The following is a 20,110-nucleotide window of genomic DNA, read 5'->3' as shown; positions in this document are numbered from 1 at the left end:
GAGATAGCGTGATAGTGTTCACATTAATCAATGTGACAACGCACGCGCACGACATGGCAGAACATGACAGGGGATCGGGAATCGCAGGATTCCCTGGGGTGAAATGCGGCCGCTGGATGATCGGCATGGTGCTGGCGGCATGCCTCGGCAACGCCGCAGCGCAGACCGTACGGTGGGAGGATTACCGCGGCAACGACCGGGTCGGCACCGTGTACACCGGCCCGGCAGGCGCGCCGACGTTCGCCAACAACACCGGCACCGGCGCGGCCCGCCTGAACGCGCTACGGGCCATCGCCGCCAATCCGGCAAATGCCGTGCGCACCGGTACGGTGGCGGACATCAACTACCGCGCCGCGGCCAACAACCTCTGCAACATGGACACGCCGGCCACGAGCGTCGCGTCCTGCAACGTGCAGGCGATGGGGCGCGTGTCGTACGCGCTGATCCGGTTTCCGGCGGCGGGCACCTACAGCGTCAGCATCGCGCACGACGACAATGTCGAACTCGGCTTCTCCAGCGACTACGCCAATACCGCGTACCGCACGGCGTCGTACGACGTGCCGGTCGGCACGGTGAACGACTGGACCGCCAACGAGGACACCTACGTCAGCCTGGGCACGTTCACCGCTGCCAATGCCAACAGCTGCGCGCTGGTGCGCATGTACTGGCTCAACCATGGCGGCATCAACCATGCGCGCCTGCGCTGGACGCTGCCGGGCAGCGGTACGCCGGCGATCATTCCGTCGACGGCGTTCCGTGACCCCGCCGCGGCGGCCAGCGCGAACGGGTGCAACGGCTCGATCACCGGCAACGGCACCACCATCACGTTGAACAAGGTGCTGGGCGCGCCGCGCGCCGATGCGAGCGACCAGTTCACCGTGCAGATCGGCACCACATCGACCACCGGCACGGTGCGTGAAGCGACCACGTCCGGCGCCGGGGTGGGCCAGCAGGCCAGCACGGCGGCACTCGCGGTGACCACCGGCACCACCTACTACCTGCGCGACACCATGGCGGCCGGCAGCGCATCGACGCTCGCGGGCGCCTACACGGCGACCATCGCCTGCACCCGCAATGGCACGGCGTTCACCCCGGCCGGGGCGTCGCCGACGTGGAACGTCACGCCGGCCGCCAACGACCAGATCGTATGCGCGATCACCAACACCGCGCGCCCGATCCTGCGCCTGAGCAAGGAACTGCCCGATGGCCGCCTGCAGGCCGCGGACCAGTTCGCGCTCGCCATTGCAGGAACGGGTGCCGGCGCCGGCGCGTCGGTGACCACCACGGGCACGACCAACGCGCCGACGCAGGTCGCGATCGTCAGCCCGGCGACGGTCGGCGCCAGCTACACCTTCTCCGAGACCGGCGCAGGTGGCGCGAACCTGGCCGACTACACCACGACCTATGCCTGCACGAATGCACGCAGCGGCGGCTCGGCACCCACCGGCAATGGCGCGTCGTTCGCGTTCGCCCCGGCGGCGGGCGACCAGCTGAGTTGCGTCTTCCGCAACGTGCGCATCCCGAGGACCGACCTGTCGATCACCAAGGCGGCCAATCCCACCACTGCACTCTCCGGCAGCGTGGTGACCTACACGGTGACGGCCAACAATCCCGGCCCCAGTGCCGCAAACGGCACCGTCATCCGCGACACGCCGGGCGCCGGCCTGAACTGCACGGATCCCGTTGCCACCGCGGCGTGCGCGGCGTCCGGTGGCGCGAGTTGTCCGGGCGCCACCGTGCCGGTCGCCAGCCTGACCGGGGCGGGCGTGACGATTCCGGCGCTGCCTGCCGGCGGCCAGATCGTGCTGACGCTGCAGTGCCGCGTCACCGCCACGGGCCTCACGCCCTGAAGACGTGGTCGCGTGCCGTCATGGCACGCGGGCGCACACCCACGCATCCACGCGCCTGACGCCCGCGCCGAGCAGGACGCGGGCGGCCGCCTGCAGGGTGGCTCCGGTGGTCATCACGTCATCGACGAGTGCGACATGGCTTGGCATCGCAGCGTGCGGTGCGGCCCGGAAGGCACGGGCGACATTGCGCTGGCGCTGACCGGCATCGAGCTCGGATTGCGGCGCGGTCGCGCGGACGCGACGCAGCAGGTCGGACCGCAGGGGCAGGGCGAGCGCAGTGGCGAGGGGGCGCGCGAGTTCGAGCGCCTGGTCGTACCCGCGCTGTCGCATCCGATGCGGATGCAGGGGCACCGGCACGAGCGCGTCCGGTCGCGGCGCCAACGCCAGCGGGCCGGCCATCAGCTCCGCCATCAATTGTCCGGCGGCGAGGTCGCGATGGAACTTGAAGCGCGGCACCAGCCGGTCCAGCGGAAATCCGTAGACGAACACCGCCCGGGTATGGGTCAGTGCAGGAGGATGCAGCAGGCAGTCGCCGCACTCCCCGGCTACCGCCATCGGCAGCCCGCAGCGGCTGCAGCAGGCGGAGTTCCATGGCAGCTGTTCCATGCACGTTGAGCACAGATCGACGTCCATGTAGCCACGTTCGCGGCAGATCGTGCATCGCGGGGCAAACAGCAGGCGAGTGGCGTGGCGCCACCAGCCGTCAACTTTCAGCGCATCCATGCGGTTGACAGGGCCGGACCCGGTTTCCAGACTTCCCCGACTGTATTCCGCCGAGGCCGCAATGTCCGCTCACTTTTCTTCCGATGCGCCGGTCGTGCGCCACGACTGGCAGCGCGACGAGCTGCTGGCCCTGTTCGACCTGCCGTTCCCGGAGCTGCTGCATCGCGCTTCGGCCGTGCATCGCGTTCATTTCGACCCGGCCGAGGTCCAGGTCTCGACCCTGCTGTCGGTGAAGACGGGCGGCTGCCCGGAAGACTGCGCGTACTGCCCGCAGGCGCAGCGTTACGACACCGGCGTGTCCGCGCAGAAGCTGATGGACGCCGACGAGGTGCTCGCGAAGGCGGCGCAGGCCAAGGCGGCGGGCGCATCGCGCTTCTGCATGGGCGCGGCGTGGCGGTCGCCGAAGGACCGCGACATCCCGAAGGTCGCCGAGATGATCCGCGGTGTGAAGGCGATGGGGCTGGAGACCTGCGCCACGCTGGGCATGCTGAGCGGCGAACAGGCGCACGCGCTGAAGGACGCCGGGCTGGACTACTACAACCACAACCTCGACACCGCGCCCGACTTCTACGGCGACATCATCCATACCCGCCAGTACCAGGACCGCCTGGATACGCTGGAGCACGTCCGCGATGCCGGCATGAAGACCTGCTGCGGCGGCATCGTCGGCATGGGCGAATCGCGCGACCAGCGTGCCGGCCTGCTGCAGGCTTTGGCGAACCTGCCATCGCACCCGGACTCGGTGCCGATCAACCGGCTGGTGCAGGTGGCGGGCACGCCGCTGCATGGCACGACCGAACTGGACCCGTTCGAGTTCGTCCGCACCATCGCCGTCGCCCGCCTCGTCATGCCGGCCTCGATGGTGCGGCTGTCGGCCGGGCGCGAGGCGATGAGCGACGAACTGCAGGCGCTGTGCTTCCTGGCAGGCGCCAACTCGATCTTCTACGGCGAGAAGCTGCTGACCACCGGCAACCCGGACACCGGGCGCGATCAGGCCCTGTTCGCGCGCCTGGGCCTGCGGCCGATGGCCGTGCAGGTGGAAAACATGCACGACCATCACAGAACCGATGCCCCGGGCAGCGGTACGGTGCATGCCGACATCACCCGTTCCGAGCCGTCCTGCGGCCGGGCGGCATAAGTCGGGGCAACAGGGGGCAGCATCGGACGACGCACGCTGGCGCGGTAACGCGGCCGGCGCGTCGTCGTCGACGGTCTCCCGCTGACCCCCGGCGCCTTCATCCCCAGGCCACGCCGACATGACCCGCACCGACCTGCACGACCGCATCCTCGCCCAGCGCCAGCAGCGCATCGCCCTGGGCCGGCAGCGCACGCGCCGCACCGTCACGCGTCGCGACGGTGTGCGCGTCGAGGTCAACGGCCGCTGGCTGACCGAATTCAGCAGCAACGACTACCTGGGGCTGGCGCAGCAGTTCGAAGTGACCAATGCGCTGCAGGATGCCGCCGCGCGCGAGGGTGCCGGCGCCGGTGCCTCGCACCTGGTCAGTGGCCATCACGCCTCGCACGAAGCGCTTGAGCGCGACATCGCTGACTGGCTGGGCTATCCGCGGGCTCTCCTGTTCGGCAGCGGCTTCCTCGCCAACCTCGCCGTGCAGCAGGCGCTGCTCGAAGACGGCGACGTCTGCGTGCAGGACCGGCTCAACCACGCCAGCCTGCTCGACGCGACCCGCCTGGCCGGGGCGAAGCTGCGCCGCTATCCGCATCTCGACCCGGAAGGCGCGTTGCGCCAGCTGAAGCTGCAGCCGGAGGGTGCGGCGATGCTGGTCACCGACGGCGTCTTCAGCATGGACGGCGACACCGCGCCGTTGCGGTCGTTGAGCCTGGTGGCGCGCATGCAGCAGGCGCTGTTCTTCGTCGACGATGCGCATGGCGTCGGCGTGCGCGGCCCCGAAGGCCGTGGCAGCGTGGCGGAAGCGCGCATGGGCGTCGCGGACGTCCCGCTGCAGCTGGTCACGCTGGGCAAGGCATTGGGCGGTTACGGCGCCGTGGTGGTGGGCGAGGAGACGCTGATCCAGCACCTGACTGAAACCGCGCGCCCCTACATCTACACCACGGCGATGCCGCCCGCGCTGGCGGCGGCGACACGCGTCGCGGTGAAGCATGCGCGCCGCGACCAGTGGCGCCGCGAGAAGCTGCAGTCGCTGGTCGACCGCTTCCGCGGCGGCGCGCAGCGGGCTGGCCTGCAGTTGATGGCCTCGGATTCGCCGATCCAGCCGGTGCTGTGCGGCAGCGACGCGACCGCGCTCGCCCTGTCGGCCGCGCTCGACAGCGCGGGCTACCTGGTGCCGGCAATCCGTCCGCCGACGGTGCCCGACGGCAAGGCACGGCTGCGCGTGACGCTGTCGGCGCTGCATTCGTTGCAGGACGTGGACGGGCTGGTGACGACCCTGGCGCGCTCGTGGGATGCCGTGCAACGCGTGCACGGCGCCGTCGCCTGACAGCACGCCCCTGCGTGGTCCCGCATCGCGCGGGATCGGCGACAATACGCGGCATGCATATCGAAACCCTTGGCAGCGGCCCTTCGCTGGTGATGCTGCACGGTTGGGCCTTGCACGGTGGCGTGTTCGCCCCGCTGGTGCAGCGCCTGTCCGACCGCTACACGCTCCATCTCGTCGACCTGCCCGGGCATGGCCACAGTCGCGACAGTGAGGTCGCGCTGACGCTGGACGCCACCGTCGATGCCATTCTCGCGCACACACCGCCCGCCGCGTGGCTGGCCTGGTCGCTGGGTGGGCTGTTCGCACTGCATGCGGCCGCGACGTCGCCGCAGGTGCGCGGGCTGGCGATGATCGCGGCCACGCCGCGTTTCGTGCGCGGCGATGGCTGGCCGCATGCGGTGCTCCCCCGTGTGTTCGCGCAATTCGGCAGCGATCTGAGCGGCGACTACGGCGGCACCCTGGATCGCTTCCTGGCCTTGGACACGATGGGGTCCGAGCACGCACGCAGCGAATTGCGCACGCTGAAGCAGGATCTCTACGCACGCGGCGAACCGGCGCCAGCGGCGCTGCAGCGCGGGCTGCAACTGCTCGAACAGACCGACCTGCGGGAAACCCTGCCAGCGCTCTCCGTGCCCAGCCTCTGGCTCGGCGGCCGTCGTGATCTGCTGGTGCCATCGAAGGCGATGCGGGCGGCGGCGGAAGCGGCGCCCAACGCGCAATTCGTCGAGATCGCCGGTGGTGGGCATGCGCCGTTCCTCGGCCATGCCGACCTCGTGGCGGCGGCCGTCGACCGCTTCCTGCAGGCGCTGTCGCAGGATGTCGCGGCATGAGCACGTTCGACCAACGCCACATCCGCCGCGCGTTCTCGCGCTCCGCCGCCGGCTACGACGCCGCGGCGGCGCTGCAGCACGAAGTCGAAAAGCGGTTGATGGAGTCGCTGGACTACCTGACGTTGCGCCAGGGACAGGACGCGGTCGACCCGAAAGTCGTGCTCGATGTGGGCTGCGGCCCCGCGCACGCGGCCGCCGCCATGCGCAAGCGCTGGCCGAAGGCGCAGGTCATCGCGCTGGATCTCGCGTTGCCGATGTTGCGCGAGGCGAAGAAGCAGGCCGGCTGGTGGAAGCCGTTCCAGCGCGTCTGCGCCGACCTGCGCTCACTGCCGCTGGCAGAGGGCAGCGTCGACGTACTGTTCTGCAATCTCAGTCTGCAATGGGTCGACGACCTGCCGGCAGCGTTCAACGGTTTCCGTCGCGTGCTGAAGCCCGGCGGCCTGCTGGTGTGTTCGACCTTCGGGCCGGAGACCTTGCAGGAGCTTCGCGATGCGTTCGCGCACGCCGACGACACGCCGCACGTCAGTCCGTTCCCGCCGATCGCGCAGTTCGGCGACGCGTTGATGCTGGCGGGCTTCCGCGATCCGGTGCTCGACCGAGACCGCTTCACGCTGACCTACGACGACCTGCCCGCGCTGATGCGTGAACTGCGCGCGATGGGGGCAACCAATGCGTTGCAGCGTCGCCGACACACGCTGACCGGTCGCGCGCGCTTTGCCGCCGCTGCCGCGGCTTATGAGCCGCTTCGCCGCTCGGACGGCAAGCTGCCGAGCACGTGGGACGTCATCTACGCGCATGCCTGGGCACCGCCGCCGGGCGCACCGATCCGCGGGCAGGGCGAAGACATCGCGGCGGTGCCGCTGGCGAAGATCCCGATCCGACGACGCGGGGAGTAGATTCAAAGCCTTGGGTTCGCCACATGGACTCGCTGCGGCTCGTTATGCCTGGCGAAGGCTCAAGCGCTATCGCGGCGCACCTGCCGGATCCAGTCCTGCAGGTTGTAGTAGTTGGTGACGCGCGCGATGCGGTCGTCGCGGATGTCGAAGAACGCACCGCCCGGCAACACGTAGGCCTGCCCGTTCGCCGGCGGCAGGCCTTCGTCAGTGTTGAGGTATTCGCCGTGCACCATGTACTCCGCGGCCGCATGCTGGCCGTCCTGGGTCACCAGCACCACGATGTCGCGCAGCTGTTCGCGGTAGCTGGCGTTCATGCGCCCGAGGAACGCCGCGAACGCCTCGCGCCCGGTTTCGCGCGCGCCCTGGTTGAGGTCGTGCGCCACGTCGTCGGTCAGCAGGGCCAGCATGCCTTCCCAGTCGCCGCGGTTGAACGCGGCGTAGTAGGTGAGGACGAGTTCCGTGGCGCGGTCCTGCCGGCGCGTGCCGTCGATCTTCATGCGGATTCCCGTGGGGTGGGCGACGTCGCGATGATACGCCACGCATTCATCGCGGAAGCCGGTCGCGGTGGAAGAAATAGACTTCCTGCAGCAGGAAACGCCAGCGCGTGGCGAAACTGCGGAAGCGGCTGGTCGGCGTGGGCGATCCGACCGAACGGATGCCGAGGTCGCGGCTGATCCGCAGCGCGCGCGCCATGTGCAGCGGGTCGCTGACGATGATGACGCTGTGCAGCTTGTGCTGCTGCATCAGCACGCGCGCCTGCCGCAGGTTGTCGTGCGTGTTGCGCGACAGCGACTCGATCAGGATCGCCTTGTCCGGCACGCCCTGGCGCAGCGCGTAGCGGCGCGCGACCTGCGACTCGGAGAAGCGTGCACCGGTACCGCCATAGCCGCCGGTGAAGATCAGCGTCGGCGCCAGGCCGCGCTTGTACAGGTCGATGCCATGGCGAATGCGTTCCTCGAACACCGGCGACGGCTTGGCATCGTAGGCGGCGGCGCCCAGGACGATGATCGCGTCGGCGGGTGTGGCGTCGTCGCGCTGGCCGACCCAGATGATGTAGGCGGCCACGCCGGCCAGCCAGATCAGCGCCAGCATCATCAGACGGAACGCCCATCCGATGACGCCGCGCTTCGATTTCTTCCTGCGCGTACTCATGCGGCGCGGCCCCACGGCAGCGCATCGATATCGACATTGCCCCCGGACAGCACGATGCCGACCCGCTGTCCGGCAAAACGCTCGCGCTGCTGCAGGACGGCGGCCAGCGCGATGGCGGAGGAGGGTTCCACCAGCAGCTTCAGGCACTCCCAGATCAGGCGCATCGCGGCGAGGGTTCCGCTGTCGTGCACGGTGACCACCTCCACCCGGTGCGCACGCAGCAGGGCAAAGTTGGGCTCGCCGAGCGTGCCGCGCAGGCCGTCGCAGACGGTATCGGGTACAAAATCGATGCGGCGCTCGCCAGCGGCCTGCGACACGGCCGTATCGGCTGCACCCTCAGGCTCGGCCCCCATCACATGGCAACCCGGCGCCGTTGCCGCGGCGGCGATCGCGGAGCCCGACAGCAGGCCGCCACCACCGACAGGGGCCACGAGGACCTCCAGTGGCCCGTGCCCATTGAGCAGTTCCAGTGCGGCCGTGCCCTGGCCGGCGATCACATGCGGGTGGGTATACGGGTGGATCAGCGTGGCACCGGTGTCGGCCTGCACGCGGGCGGCGGCGGCTTCGCGCGCGTCGATGGTCGCGGCGCAGGTGTGCAGTTGCGCGCCGTAGCGGGCGATGTTCGCGAGTTTCGCCGCGTTCGCGCCCTCCGGCACCACCACATGGCAGGCGATGCCGCGGGTGCGCGCCGCCAGCGCCAGCGCCGCGCCATGGTTGCCCGACGAATGCGTCACCACGCCACGTGCCGCCGAGGCGTCGTCCAGTGCCCAGACCGCATTGCAGGCCCCGCGGAACTTGAACGCGCCGGTCCGCTGCAGCGGCTCGGCCTTGAAGAGCAGTTCGCAGCCGGCCAGCGCGTCCAGGGCGCGGGAACGCAGGACGGGCGTGGCATGGGCATGGGGGGCGATACGGGCGGCGGCGGCGAGGACGTCGTCGAAGGTGGGCAGGGGCATCGGCATGCGGAAAGGTTAGCGCATCGACCCCCGCTGAACCTCCGCCAGCGCACGCGCGGCGCATGCCGCGATGCCGGCGGGGTTAAGCACGGATTCAATGCCCCGGGCCGATCCTGCCCCTGCACAGTAACGGGGGTTCCGCCATGAAGCGCTCATCTCTTTTGACCATCGCCTTCGCCAGCCTGGCGCTGGGCGGCTGTGCGACTTACGACTACGTCGGCGATACCGCACCCGGCGGCTACTACCACGGCCGGCCGAGCACGCAATACTACGACCAGTACGGTGGTTACTACGGTGGCAGCGTCTATGGCAGCTATGGCCACGGCTACGGCGGTCCCTATCGTTACGGCAGCTACTACGGCTATCCGTATTACGGCTATTACGGGTCGCACTACCCGTATTACCCGCCCCGCCCCCCGCGGCCGGGCGACAACAATCCTCCCCCCAAGCCGCCGCCGACCAATGGGGGCGGCAATCGTCCGCCGCCGTGGCGCGACCCCACCGGTCGCTGGCGCGAAGGCGGCGCTCAGCCGATGGTCCCGGGCCGGCCGGCGCAGGTGACGCCGTCGCCGAGCCAACCGCGCGTGGGTGAAGGCGGCTACCGTCCGCCACGCGTGGCGCCGTCCCCGTCGATGCCGCGATCCGCTGAACGGCCGCAGCGGATGGAAAGGGCGGCGCCACCGCCGCGTGCCGAGCGATCCGCGCCGCCCCAGCGCATGGAGCGTCCCTCCCCACCGCCGCGTGCCACGCCGCGCGACAATGGCGGCACGCGCGAACTGGAGCGGTAATCCAAGCGGCGCGGCGGTGCCGTCCGTCGCCTGTCCCCCACCGCTGACGCGGTTTCGAACCTCGGTTGACCGGTTGCGTCGCTTTCTGACGTAAGCGGCAATTAAAGGTTCAATGTCGACGTCCGGTGGGGAAATCTGGATCCCCCCTGTTCCGGCCCCATCGGGCGTCGGCGCCTAACGAAAAGCCCGGCTTTGCCGGGCTTTTTTCTTGCTCTGGTATCCTGCGCGCATAAAAAGGGGCCGGTAGTCCCCCGACTACCGGCCCCCGGCATCCCCGGCGTGCGCATGGCTGGCCCCTGTTCCAATTACCAACCCGGCGCCCCTGGTCGCTTGCCACGACGGGTGCATGGGAATACAGCAGGAAGCGTGCCAACTTTGCCCGGTCGCCATGCCGGATCCCGTCTTCCGTACCTGCCCCGTCCACCGGCCTTCGTCATCGACTCCTTGCCATGAGCGCCAGCTTCCACCACTACGACGTCATCATCATCGGCGGCGGCCATGCCGGCACCGAGGCCGCGCTGGCGTCCGCGCGTGCCGGTGCGCGCACGCTGTTGCTGACGCACAACGTGGAAACCGTGGGCGCGATGAGCTGCAACCCGGCCATCGGTGGCATCGGCAAGGGCCATCTGGTGAAGGAGATCGATGCACTGGGCGGCGTGATGGCCTGGGCCGCCGATCGTGCGGGCATCCAGTGGCGCACGCTCAACGCCTCGAAGGGGCCGGCCGTGCGTGCGACGCGCTGCCAGGCCGACCGCGCGCTGTACCGCAGCGCCATCCGCCGGGCGGTGGAAGCGCAGCCGAACCTGACGCTGTTCCAGGCCGCCGTCGATGACCTGGTCATCGAGAACGGCACCGTTCGCGGCGCGGTCACCCAGACGGGTCTGACTTTCCATGCGCCCGCCGTGGTGCTGACGGCGGGCACCTTCCTCGCCGGCAAGATCCATGTCGGCGAGACGCAGTACGCCGCCGGTCGCGCCGGCGATCCGCCGGCGACCGTGCTGGCGCAGCGGCTGCGCGAGGGCGCGTTCGTTGTCGATCGCCTGAAGACCGGTACGCCGCCGCGCATCGATGGCCGTTCGCTCGACTATTCGGTGATGGAAGAGCAGCCCGGTGACGATCCGCTGCCGGTGATGTCGTTCATGGGTAACGTCGCCGACCATCCGCGCCAGGTGTCGTGCTGGATCACGCACACCAGCGAGCAGACGCACGAGATCATCCGCGGCGCACTGCATCGCTCGCCGATGTATTCCGGCCAGATCGAAGGCATCGGCCCGCGCTACTGCCCGTCCATCGAGGACAAGGTGGTGCGCTTTGCCGAGAAGGCCAGCCACCAGATCTTCGTCGAACCGGAAGGCCTCGACGTCGCCGAAATCTATCCGAACGGCATCTCCACCTCGCTGCCGTTCGACGTGCAGCTGGCGCTGGTGCGCAGCATCCGCGGCATGGAGAACGCGCACATCACGCGCCCGGGCTACGCCATCGAGTACGACTTCTTCGATCCGCGTGGGTTGAAGGCGTCGCTGGAAACCAAGGCCGTCGCCGGCCTGTTCTTCGCGGGCCAGATCAACGGCACCACCGGGTACGAGGAAGCTGCCGCGCAGGGCCTGCTCGCCGGGCTCAACGCCGCGCGCTTCGTGCAGCAGAAGGAGGCATGGTCGCCGCGCCGCGACGAGGCCTATCTCGGCGTGCTGGTCGACGACCTGATCACGCACGGCACCAGGGAGCCGTACCGCATGTTCACCAGCCGCGCCGAGTACCGGCTGCAGCTGCGCGAGGACAACGCCGACCTGCGTCTCACCGAAACCGGCCGCATGCTCGGCCTGGTCGACGACGCACGCTGGCAGCGCTTCGAGGCCAAGCGCGAAGCCATCGCGCGCGAGACCGGCCGCCTGCGCGCGCTGTGGGCCACACCCGCGAACGCGCTGGGCCGCGAGGTCGCCGACACGCTGGGCGTGCAGGTCAGTCGCGAAACCAACGTGCTCGACCTGATCAAGCGTCCGGAACTGGACTACGCCAAGCTGATGTCGGTGCCGTCCATCGGCCCCGCCGTGGACGATGCGCAGGTGGCGGAGCAGGTGGAGATCGGCGTGAAGTACGCCGGTTACCTCGACCGGCAGCGCGACGAGATCGAACGCCAGCAGCGCAACGAATCCACGCCGATCCCCGCCGGTTTCGATTTTTCCGGTGTGCGCGGCCTGTCGGCCGAAGTGCAGCAGAAACTCGAGCGCGTGCAGCCCGAAACCATCGGCCAGGCGCAACGCATCCCCGGCATGACACCCGCCGCCATTTCGCTGCTTCTGGTGCATCTGGAGCGTGCGCGGCGCATGCGCGTGGCGTAAGCCCTCCATCTTCAGTGCGATACTCCCTGTCCAGAATGGGGGGCATGAGATGGACATCCATCCTGTGGAACCGGAGAAGCGCACCGCGATCGAGCAGGCGCTGGCGAACATCGAGCGAGAGCACGACGTGCGCATCCTGTTCGCCTGCGAGTCGGGAAGCCGGGGCTGGGGATTCTCTTCGCCGGACAGCGACTACGACGCGCGTTTCGTCTACCTGCACCGCGCACCGTGGTACCTGAGCGTCAACGAGCGCACTGGGCCCGGCGAGCCGCAGCGTGATGTCATCGAGCTCCCTATCGAAACCGATCTGGACGTCAGCGGCTGGGACCTGCGGAAGGCATTGCGGTTGCTGTCGAAATCCAATCCCACCCTGCTGGAATGGATGCGTTCGCCCATCGTCTATCGCCGCGACGAACGGCTCGCTCCGATGCTCGAGGCGCTGGCGGCCCGCACGTACTCGCGGCGTGCAGGCTGGCACCACTACCTGAGCATGGCGTCCGCGACGTTCGACCATCATCTGCAGGACGAGCGCATCAGGACCAAGAAGTACCTGTACGCCATCCGACCCGTGCTGGCCTGCCTGTGGATCGAGGCGGACGAGCAGCCACCGCCGATGGCGTTCGAACGACTGCTGGATCGTCTGTATCCCGATGGGCCACTCCGTGAGGCCATCGATGCGCTGCTGGTGGTGAAGCGGGCCAGCAAGGAGGTCGCCGATGCACCGCGGATCCCGGCGATCAGCGACTTCCTGGCGGAGCAACTCGCGCGCATGCGATCGGCGCCACCTGACCTGCCTGGCCGCGAAGGCGGGGACGCGCCATTCGACGCCTTCCTTCGCGCGGCGCTGGGCGTCAGTTAGTCCGATACGTCGGGATGCCGCGCCTTCCACGCCGCCAGTTGCTCGCGGTAGTGCTGCAACTGCTCGGCATACAGGTCGTGTACGCAGATCGGGCAGCCGCTGTTGCAGCAGTCGCTGGGCAGCGGCGCTTCGGGCTCGAGGGGGCGCGGGTCGTCGTCGGGCGTCACGGCACGCCCATTTCCTTCAGCAGGTGCGGCGCCGGATACACCTTGCCCATCAGCCAGCGCAGGTAGCGCATGTCGACGTGGACGGCGCGCTTGTAGCGCGGGTCGAACATCCAGCTGGCGCTGACGGACTCCCAGTTGCTGTCGAAGTTCAGGCCGATCAGTTCGCCGCGCGCGTTGAGCACGGGCGAGCCGGAGTTGCCGCCGGTCGTGTCGAGGTTGGTGAGGAAATTGACCGTCTGCGTCTGCAACACGGGATCTTCCGTGCCGGCGAAGTCGCGCTTGGCGATGGCGTCCAGCAGCGGCTTCGGTGCGTCGAACGGCGCCGTACCGGTGTTCTTCTCGACGATGCCGGCCACCGTGGTCACCGGCGTGTACTGCACGCCGTCGCGTGGCGAGAAGCCGTCGACCTTGCCGAAGCTTACGCGCAGGGTGCCGTTGGCATCCGGGTACAGCGCGCGGCCCTGCTGCTGGCGCCAGGCGAACAGCGTGCGCATGTAAGCCGGGCGCAGGCGCAGCTGCTCGCCTTCGCGCGTCTTGCGTTCGTTCTCCAGCGCCAGTTGCACCGGCACCAGTGTCGCCGCCAGGTCGATCAGCGGATCGGCAGCCAGCGGCTTGCCTTCGCGAGCCGCCGCGAAGCGCGACAGGCGCTCGGCTTCGTCGCCGAGTTTCGTGCCAGCGTAGAGCGTGTCGAGGGCCTGCCTGAGCGTGGCAGGCGTGCGTCCGAACGCGGCATCGAAGGCGGGCAGGCGCTGCGCGTCGGGCAGCTGCTGGTAACGCGTCAGCAGGACGGTGAGTAAGGCCTTCTCCACGTCGGGCGAATAGCGGCGCTGCACCTGTTTCAGAATGCCTTCGAGCATGGCGTGGTCGCGCGCCTGGAAGCCGCTCTCGCGCTCGGCATCCGGCTTGGCCGATTCCATCCGCAGGCGCTCCAGCGTGATGGCCGTGCGCATCAGCTGGGACTGCGCGCCGAACAGGTTGAGCAGGAACTCCCGCTCGCGCATCGCGGAACCGCCGGCGATCGACGCGATGAGCGCATCGATGTCGGCGCGTTCCTTCGCAGCGGCCTCGGTGGCGAGCATGCCGCGCTCGTCTTCCGCGCGCACGCGCACGGCGTCGCTGCGGCGCAGGCCTTCCAGTTCGCCGGCGGCGCGCTTGCGCTGGTTCTTCAGCGACTGCAACTGGGCGGCATAGCGCGTCTTGGCGTCGGCATCCTTGGCGCCTGCCGCTTCCACCACCCCGATCAGCTGGTCGAACACCGCTACGCGGGAGGGCAGCGTCCAGGTGATCTGTTCTTCGAACTCGGCCGCCGTGCGATGGCGGTACGTGATGCCGGGGTAGCCGGCGAGCATGGCGTAGTCGCCGGCCTTCGGGCCGTCCTTCGCCAGTGCGAGGTGCGCCGGCGCGCGGTAGGGCACGTTGTCGGGGCTGTAGGCCGCGGGCTTGCCGTCCTTGCCGACGTAGGCGCGCAGCAGGGTGAAGTCGCCGGTGTGGCGCGGCCACATGAAGTTGTCGATCTCGTCGCCATAGTTGCCGATCGCGCGCGGCGGCGCATAGGCCAGGCGGATGTCGCGCAGCTCCAGCTGGGTGATGCGGTAGAAGTCGGTGCCGTAGTACATGTTGGCGACGCTGCAGCGCACGCCACCCTTGGCCTCGCATTCGGCGACGATGGCCTTGCTGGCGCGGTCCACCGCGTCGAAGTAGGCGCGTCCGGTCTTGCCTGCGGTCTCCTTCAACACCGTGTCGGTGACCCTGTCGTAGCCGACCGTGACCAGCACGCGGAAATCCGGATTGGCCGGCAGTTCGCCCGCACGGTCGGCGGCGATGAAGCCGTCGTCGATCAGGTTGTGCCCGGGCTTGCTGTTGTACTGGATCACGCCATAGGCGACGTGGTGGTTGGTCAGGATCAGGCCGTCCTTCGATACGAATGCGCCGGTGCCGCCGCCGGCGCGCACGACGGCGCTCAGCGGCGCGGCGGTGACGTCGGCCAAGGTCTTCGGATCGCCCTTGAAGCCGGCCTCGCGCAACGTCTTGCCCAGCTGCGGCAGTTGCGACGGCATCCACATGCCTTCGTCGGCGTGGGCGGGCAGGGACAGGGCGATGCCCAGGGCGAGGGCGGTCGTCGAACGTCGATGGCGCATGGTCGTAATCCTGCAAACGAGACGGAAACGATATCGGGCCTGTCCCGGTGCGGCAATGACGGCCTGTGTCGCCTCGTCAGTGCGGATCGCCGAGGAAGCGTCGCCAGTGCTGCACCGCGCGCTGGATACCGGCACGTTCAGCGTCGTCCAGCACGCGAAAAGGATCGAGTACGACATCGTCGTCCACCGCGCTGCCGCGCTTCCACGTCGCCGCCACACGTCCGCCGACGATCATCGTGGGCGCCACGAGTCCGTTGACGCTGAAGACGCGTCGCGTCTGCGCGGTATCCAGCACCGGCGTGCGGTCGCGGTAGCCGATCAGGTACTCGTCGAACGCGGGCAGCAGGTGCACCGCACGGGATCGCGACGGTGCAGGCGCGTCGGATCGCCACCACCATGTCGTGTCGTCATGCGTCTCCTGCTCGAGCGCGGATGAGGCCAACGTCAGCGCCAGCCGGGCATCCTTCTGCGTCAGTCCCGACCACCACGCGAGATCGGCGGCGGTCGCGGGCCCGTGGGCCTGCAGGTAGCGCAACGCGAGGCGATGCAGCGCTTCGTCGCGATCGAGTGCTGCGCTTGGCGGCACCCATGCGTCCATCAGCACGAACGTCGGTTGCTTGCCATGGCGGGGTCCGTGGCAGATCACGCTTTCGTGCGCCAGCCAGTTCAGCAGGTGCAGGCCGCGCTGGCTGGCACTGGCGATGCCGGCGGCATCCATGCGCGCGTACAGGTCGGAGCGCGGGACCGGAACGCTGGCGGCGAGCGCCTTTTCCACCACGCGTTGGCCACGGGCCAGCGTCGTCGCGTCCAGGCCCAGCTCGCGGGCGATGCGGCCGGCATTTGCGGCCTGCACGCGCGGGGCGAGCAGCGCGACCATCCAGCGCACGTCGTCACGTGCCAGCAGATGCAGCGTGCCGCGCATCGGCCAGGTGCGTACGATCTCGCCGCGCGCGATCGCGTCTTCGACCTGCGCCAACGTCGCCGTCTTTGTCCGCAGGCCGACCGCCCACAGCGCGGCGTGGTAGTCCTGCGCCTGCATGGCGGTCATGTGCCGCACCGCCTCGGCCGGCGAGGCCGCGACGGGTGCGCTGATGCCGTGTGCGCGCAAGCGCCGTGCCGTCAACGACGGCGGCACGGTTACTTTTCCTTGCGCCAGTTGATGGAGCCGCGCGTTTCGATGGTGCTCGACTCGATTTCCACGTCGAAGCCCTTGCGCAGCAGGTACTTCAGCGTCACTGCCGAACCGGAACCGACCATCGACACGCCGTAGCTGACGTACAGCTTGGGCGAGAGGTACTTGCCCACGCCGAATACGGAACCGCCGAGCGTGCGCGATTCCAGCACGCCGGCATCGTCCAGGCCGATCTTCGCGCCCAGCTGCGAGGCCAGCAGGCCGGCGCCGGCGCCGAGCGCGGACGAGGCCGCATTGATGCGCTGGCTTTCGTCGCTGCTGGCGGTGTTGAGCGAGCGTCCGAGCACCAGATAGGCGAGGGCTTCGGATTCGGACATCGACGGATTCGACCAGACGCGCGCGCGCGGCTGGCTGGCGCGGCCGGTGACGTCGATGCCGGCGGTGACACCCGCACTGACCACCTCGCGCTCGGCGCGGATGTTGATGCGCGGATCGGAGACGGCGTTGTTGCTCCACGTCAGCTCGCCGCGGGTGATGCGCAGCTTCTGCCCGTAGGCCTCGTATCGACCATCGACGTCGAGCCGGCCGGTCGCCAGCATTTCGCGGCCCGGCTGCGAGCGCACGTGCATGGTGCCCGCCAGCGTGCCTTCCAGACCGTAGCCCTTCAGTTCGACCTTGTCGCCGACCTTCAGGGCCAGATCGAGATCCAGCCGCGAACTGGGCGCGCGCTCCGGATCGACGGGGTCGAGGACCACCACGTCTTCCGATGCGGAGACGCCATCGTCTAGCTTCTCGACGTCGATCGTCGCCGACGGGATGCCGACCTCGCCGCGCACCTGGATGGTGTTGTCGGCGAAGCCCACCTGCAGGTTCGGCGACGCGACCGCGCGCAGGTCGGTGGTGTCGGAGACCAGCACGTTGTCGCCGCGCACCTGGAACTGCAGCGGCGTGGTGTCGTTGTTCCAGCCCAGCGTGCCGGTGACGTTGAGCACGCCACCGGTCCCGGTACCGCCCGTGGACGAGACCGTCTTCATGCTGCCGCTGATGCGTGCACTGCCGTCCGACAGCGCGACCAGTTCGGCGCCGCCATCGGCCAGCGACACGCCGAGCGCGGGCAGTTCGCCGGTGAACTCGGTCAACGTCGCTTCGCCGCTGAGCAGCGGGTGTCCGCGCGTGCCGGCGACGCCGATGTGGCCCGCCAGCTTGCCCTGCGGACGCACCAGGTCCGGCGAGAACAGTTCCAGCCAGAACAGGCGCGAGTTGTGGAAGTACAGGTCGCCCTTCAGCGGCGCGAACGCATCCCAGCCGGTGTTGAACGTGGCATCGACGTAACCGTCGCCCTTGAAGCCGGTGCCCAGGCGGCCCTGGATCCGCTGCGGGGTGAAGTCCACATCGAGGGTGAAGTTGTCGTAGCGGATGATCTCGCCACGCGCGGTCGTGCCCATCTTCAGGCCGCCGTCGAGTGAGGCCAGGTGCACTTCACCCTGCCACGCATTGCCGGCGGGACGCAGCGTCGCATCGAGGGTGAACTCGCCGCGCAGCGTCAGCGGGCGGCCGTCGCTGGGCGGCAGCCACGGTTGCACCAGGGCGAGCGACAACGCTTCGCCCCGGATCTCCAGCCCCTGCCGCGGCCAGTTGGCGCTGGCGCACAGCGCGCCGCCGATGTCCGAGCCGAGGCAGCTTTCCGACAGCGTCCAGTTGGCACCGTTCTGGGCGAAGCGTGCCGGTTGCCGCAGCGTCCACGGGCTGCCTTTCGACAGCGCGATGCGCAATGCATCCAGCGTGCCCTGCCAGTTGGCGCCACGTTTCTGCGCCGTGCCCGACAGCGCGACCGCGCCCATCGCATTGCGCGCGTCGCCGTCGAAGCGCAGGTCTTCCACTGCGCCGCGCGCCGTCACGCTGACGCTGTCCAGTACGGTACCGACGTCGATCGCGCTGCCCTGCAAGGCGAGGTTGCCCTCGCCGCTGCGCCACGGCAGACGCCCGCGCAGGCTGAGCGTACCGGCGCTCCAGTCGTTCCAGCGCAGGTTCTGGCCGCCGAGGTCGGCATCGACGTTCGGCGCGGTGCGGGCGCCGGTCAGGTTGACCGTGCCGGCCAGCGTGCCGCTGGCGTCCGGCAGCAGGTCCGCCAGGTTGAGCGGGTCGAACGCGGCGTCGATGTCGAGCGTATCGCCGACCTTGCCCTTGGCGGTGACGCGGCTGCCGCCGAGCGACAGCGCAAGATCGCCCGAGCCGTTGTTGCCATCGAGGGCGAACGTGCCGCGCGCATCCAGTGCGCGGTCGCGCAGGCGCCCGTTGAGCCTGGGGATGTCCAGCGTGCCCTGGAACAGTCCGTCTTCGCGCTGCTTGCCCTTCGATGCGAGCTGGCCGGACACGTTGCCGTTCCAGCCCGCGGCGAAGTAGCCGGGATCGAAGCCGGCCAGCGTGGCAGTGACGTCCCAGTCCAGTGCCGGCGACCAGCCGACGGTGCCGGTGGCATCCAGCGTGCCGGTCGGCATGGTGGCGCGCAGCGTCTTCAACTGCGCGCGCTCGGCGTTGCCGCTGCCATCGAATTCCAGCAGCGCGCTGTCGTCGCCGCGGGTCAGCGTCGCCTTGCCGATGGCGGCCCAGGCTTCCAGCTTGCCGGCCACGCCGAAGTCGCCTTCGGCGCCGATCATGCTGTCCGCGTCGCTGCCCCAGCGCAGGCCACGCGCGTTGACCGCGAAGCGGAACTCCGGATTCTCTGGCACGGTGAAATCGGCGCGGCCGCGCAGCGAGGCGTAGCCATCGAACGCGCGGATCGCCAGCGGTTCCACCGTCAGCACTTCGCCATCGATGCGCGCATGCGAGGGTTCGATCACCACCGCGATGTCGCCCTGCTGCACGGTGCCCTGCAGGTCGGCCGCGCCGCCGGCGCCCTTGGCGGCTAGGTCGAACGATACCGGCGTGCTGTCGTCCATCACGTCCAGCAACGAGAGATCCAGCGCTTCGGTCTTCGCCGCGAAGTTCCAGGTCGGCCTGGTCTCGCCGCGCAGCGTGAGCGTGGCGCGCAGCGGTGCCGGTGCGGCGCCGGACACGCCGACATTCATGCGCGCGCGGTTGCCGCGGGCTACCAGGCCGATGCGCGCCGGTGTGCGCCCGAGCGACGCGGGGAACACGCCGGTGGCCGTGAGATCGGTCGCGTAGCCATCGCGCGGGGCATAACTGCCATGCACGCCGAAGGCGCCGCGGTCGCTGGCGATGGCCAGCTTCCCGGCGTGCACGTAGCCGTTGCCGATGTCGAGGGCGCCGCTGGCGCGCGTGATGTCGATGACCGGCTGGCCACCCTGGCGGATCAGGAAGCGGTCGATCTCCAGTGCATCGGCCTGGATCGCCAACGGCATCTCGATCTGCGGCAGCACGTCCGGCCAGTGCGGCAGCTCGAACGGCTCATCGCTCTCGGGCACATCGAGCATCGCGCCGCGCAGCTTCAGCACGTCCAGGCGCAGGCGCTTGCCCAGCAGCGGACGCAGGTCCGGCTCCAGGTAGACCTCGTCGGCGGTGAAGTGGATCTTGTCCCAGCGGAAGTCCACGCCGCGCAGGGTCAGCGGGCCGGCGATCGGTCCTTCCACCTCGCGATAGTCCAACGACGCGTCCGCCGGCAGCCGCGCCTTGATCTGCGCCAGCAGCACGTCGCGGCCGGCGACGGTCTGCAGCAGCCAGTACAGGCCGATGCACAGCAGCACGGTGAGCACGCCGGTGCCGATCGCGCTGCGGATCGCCAGCGTGCGCATGCGTGCCTTGCGGCGCGCGCGCAGTTCGGCGATGCGCGCCTCGCGCTCTTCCGGCGTCAGGTCGTCGGGGAGCTT

16 protein-coding genes are annotated in these 20,110 nt (G+C 69.4%); 8 read left to right on the top strand and 8 right to left on the bottom strand.

Annotated elements, in window-relative coordinates; genetic code table 11:
- Nucleotides 1-98 precede the first annotated feature (98 nt).
- Nucleotides 99-1,850, top strand: a complete 1,752-nt coding sequence (locus ACGHX3_RS18880; protein WP_394695844.1) for a hypothetical protein — start codon at nt 99-101, stop codon at nt 1,848-1,850.
- Between the two features lie 18 nt (nt 1,851-1,868).
- Here the strand turns inward: ACGHX3_RS18880 and ACGHX3_RS18875 are convergent, their stop codons facing one another.
- Nucleotides 1,869-2,573: a ComF family protein gene (locus ACGHX3_RS18875; protein ID WP_394695843.1), complete on the bottom strand. Its 705-nt coding sequence runs from the start codon at nt 2,571-2,573 to the stop codon at nt 1,869-1,871.
- 61 nt (nt 2,574-2,634) lie between these two features.
- Here ACGHX3_RS18875 and bioB point away from each other — a divergent pair, with 61 nt between their 5' ends.
- The 4 genes from bioB (at nt 2,635) to bioC (ending at nt 6,755) form a co-directional block, all read left to right on the top strand.
- Nucleotides 2,635-3,711 carry a biotin synthase BioB gene (gene bioB / locus ACGHX3_RS18870; RefSeq protein ID WP_394695842.1) on the top strand — a complete coding sequence of 359 codons (1,077 nt, stop codon included), beginning with the start codon at nt 2,635-2,637 and terminating at the stop codon, nt 3,709-3,711.
- A gap of 118 nt (nt 3,712-3,829) precedes the next feature.
- Entirely contained in the window at nt 3,830-5,029 is a 1,200-nt protein-coding gene (gene bioF, locus ACGHX3_RS18865) for an 8-amino-7-oxononanoate synthase (RefSeq protein ID WP_313929129.1), read from the top strand.
- A 53-nt stretch (nt 5,030-5,082) separates the two neighbouring features.
- A complete protein-coding gene (gene bioH / locus ACGHX3_RS18860; protein ID WP_394695841.1) occupies nt 5,083-5,859 on the top strand; it encodes a pimeloyl-ACP methyl ester esterase BioH in 777 nt (258 codons plus the stop codon).
- The gene (gene bioC / locus ACGHX3_RS18855) at nt 5,856-6,755 is read left to right on the top strand and encodes a malonyl-ACP O-methyltransferase BioC (protein ID WP_394695840.1); all 900 of its coding nucleotides are present in this window, start codon (nt 5,856-5,858) and stop codon (nt 6,753-6,755) included. Before bioH ends, bioC begins: the two co-directional genes overlap by 4 nt.
- Before the next feature lie 59 nt (nt 6,756-6,814).
- Here bioC and ACGHX3_RS18850 read toward each other — a convergent pair whose 3' ends face one another.
- The 3 genes from ACGHX3_RS18850 to ACGHX3_RS18840 are packed head-to-tail and all read right to left on the bottom strand — an operon-like array spanning nt 6,815 to nt 8,866.
- On the bottom strand, nt 6,815-7,252 hold the full coding sequence (locus tag ACGHX3_RS18850) for a ketosteroid isomerase-related protein (protein WP_394695839.1): 438 nt from the start codon (nt 7,250-7,252) through the stop codon (nt 6,815-6,817).
- A 46-nt stretch (nt 7,253-7,298) separates the two neighbouring features.
- Complete coding sequence (locus ACGHX3_RS18845; RefSeq protein WP_394695838.1) at nt 7,299-7,907, bottom strand: YdcF family protein; 609 nt, start codon at nt 7,905-7,907, stop codon at nt 7,299-7,301.
- Nucleotides 7,904-8,866: a pyridoxal-phosphate dependent enzyme gene (locus tag ACGHX3_RS18840; protein ID WP_394695837.1), complete on the bottom strand. Its 963-nt coding sequence runs from the start codon at nt 8,864-8,866 to the stop codon at nt 7,904-7,906. The genes ACGHX3_RS18845 and ACGHX3_RS18840 overlap by 4 nt, the downstream gene beginning before the upstream one ends.
- 137 nt (nt 8,867-9,003) lie before the next feature.
- Between ACGHX3_RS18840 and ACGHX3_RS18835 the strand changes: the two genes are divergently transcribed.
- The 3 genes from ACGHX3_RS18835 (at nt 9,004) to ACGHX3_RS18825 (ending at nt 12,846) form a co-directional block, all read left to right on the top strand.
- A complete protein-coding gene (locus tag ACGHX3_RS18835) occupies nt 9,004-9,648 on the top strand; it encodes a hypothetical protein (RefSeq protein ID WP_394695836.1) in 645 nt (214 codons plus the stop codon).
- A gap of 449 nt (nt 9,649-10,097) precedes the next feature.
- Nucleotides 10,098-11,987: a tRNA uridine-5-carboxymethylaminomethyl(34) synthesis enzyme MnmG gene (gene mnmG / locus ACGHX3_RS18830; RefSeq protein WP_394695835.1), complete on the top strand. Its 1,890-nt coding sequence runs from the start codon at nt 10,098-10,100 to the stop codon at nt 11,985-11,987.
- A 49-nt stretch (nt 11,988-12,036) separates the two neighbouring features.
- On the top strand, nt 12,037-12,846 hold the full coding sequence (locus tag ACGHX3_RS18825) for a nucleotidyltransferase domain-containing protein (protein ID WP_394695834.1): 810 nt from the start codon (nt 12,037-12,039) through the stop codon (nt 12,844-12,846).
- Here the strand turns inward: ACGHX3_RS18825 and ACGHX3_RS18820 are convergent.
- The 4 genes from ACGHX3_RS18820 to ACGHX3_RS18805 form a co-directional block, all read right to left on the bottom strand.
- Complete coding sequence (locus tag ACGHX3_RS18820) at nt 12,843-13,013, bottom strand: oxidoreductase-like domain-containing protein (protein WP_394695833.1); 171 nt, start codon at nt 13,011-13,013, stop codon at nt 12,843-12,845. The genes ACGHX3_RS18825 and ACGHX3_RS18820 overlap by 4 nt on opposite strands.
- Nucleotides 13,010-15,151: a S46 family peptidase gene (locus ACGHX3_RS18815; protein WP_394695832.1), complete on the bottom strand. Its 2,142-nt coding sequence runs from the start codon at nt 15,149-15,151 to the stop codon at nt 13,010-13,012. Before ACGHX3_RS18815 ends, ACGHX3_RS18820 begins: the two co-directional genes overlap by 4 nt.
- A 76-nt stretch (nt 15,152-15,227) precedes the next feature.
- Complete coding sequence (locus ACGHX3_RS18810; RefSeq protein ID WP_394695831.1) at nt 15,228-16,286, bottom strand: winged helix DNA-binding domain-containing protein; 1,059 nt, start codon at nt 16,284-16,286, stop codon at nt 15,228-15,230.
- Between the two features lie 2 nt (nt 16,287-16,288).
- A complete protein-coding gene (locus ACGHX3_RS18805; protein WP_394697332.1) occupies nt 16,289-20,035 on the bottom strand; it encodes a translocation/assembly module TamB domain-containing protein in 3,747 nt (1,248 codons plus the stop codon).
- Between the last annotated feature and the right edge of the window lie 75 nt (nt 20,036-20,110).

It is taken from the genome of Pseudoxanthomonas japonensis, assembly GCF_043632995.1.
GTDB lineage: Bacteria > Pseudomonadota > Gammaproteobacteria > Xanthomonadales > Xanthomonadaceae > Pseudoxanthomonas_A > Pseudoxanthomonas_A japonensis.
Note: the sequence above shows the minus strand (reverse complement) of the source record. Positions and strands in the feature narration are given on the sequence as shown.

What these genes read in the sequence shown, in the direction of transcription:
- ACGHX3_RS18875 (WP_394695843.1), bottom strand. Translation starts at nt 2,573, where the DNA reads ATGGATGCGCTGAAAGTTGACGGCTGGTGGCGCCACGCCACTCGCCTG.
- bioB (WP_394695842.1), top strand. Translation starts at nt 2,635, where the DNA reads ATGTCCGCTCACTTTTCTTCCGATGCGCCGGTCGTGCGCCACGACTGG.
- bioF (WP_313929129.1), top strand. Translation starts at nt 3,830, where the DNA reads ATGACCCGCACCGACCTGCACGACCGCATCCTCGCCCAGCGCCAGCAG.
- bioH (WP_394695841.1), top strand. Translation starts at nt 5,083, where the DNA reads ATGCATATCGAAACCCTTGGCAGCGGCCCTTCGCTGGTGATGCTGCAC.
- bioC (WP_394695840.1), top strand. Translation starts at nt 5,856, where the DNA reads ATGAGCACGTTCGACCAACGCCACATCCGCCGCGCGTTCTCGCGCTCC.
- ACGHX3_RS18850 (WP_394695839.1), bottom strand. Translation starts at nt 7,252, where the DNA reads ATGAAGATCGACGGCACGCGCCGGCAGGACCGCGCCACGGAACTCGTC.
- ACGHX3_RS18845 (WP_394695838.1), bottom strand. Translation starts at nt 7,907, where the DNA reads ATGAGTACGCGCAGGAAGAAATCGAAGCGCGGCGTCATCGGATGGGCG.
- ACGHX3_RS18840 (WP_394695837.1), bottom strand. Translation starts at nt 8,866, where the DNA reads ATGCCGATGCCCCTGCCCACCTTCGACGACGTCCTCGCCGCCGCCGCC.
- ACGHX3_RS18835 (WP_394695836.1), top strand. Translation starts at nt 9,004, where the DNA reads ATGAAGCGCTCATCTCTTTTGACCATCGCCTTCGCCAGCCTGGCGCTG.
- mnmG (WP_394695835.1), top strand. Translation starts at nt 10,098, where the DNA reads ATGAGCGCCAGCTTCCACCACTACGACGTCATCATCATCGGCGGCGGC.
- ACGHX3_RS18825 (WP_394695834.1), top strand. Translation starts at nt 12,037, where the DNA reads ATGGACATCCATCCTGTGGAACCGGAGAAGCGCACCGCGATCGAGCAG.
- ACGHX3_RS18815 (WP_394695832.1), bottom strand. Translation starts at nt 15,151, where the DNA reads ATGCGCCATCGACGTTCGACGACCGCCCTCGCCCTGGGCATCGCCCTG.
- ACGHX3_RS18805 (WP_394697332.1), bottom strand. Translation starts at nt 20,035, where the DNA reads ATGCGCACGCTGGCGATCCGCAGCGCGATCGGCACCGGCGTGCTCACC.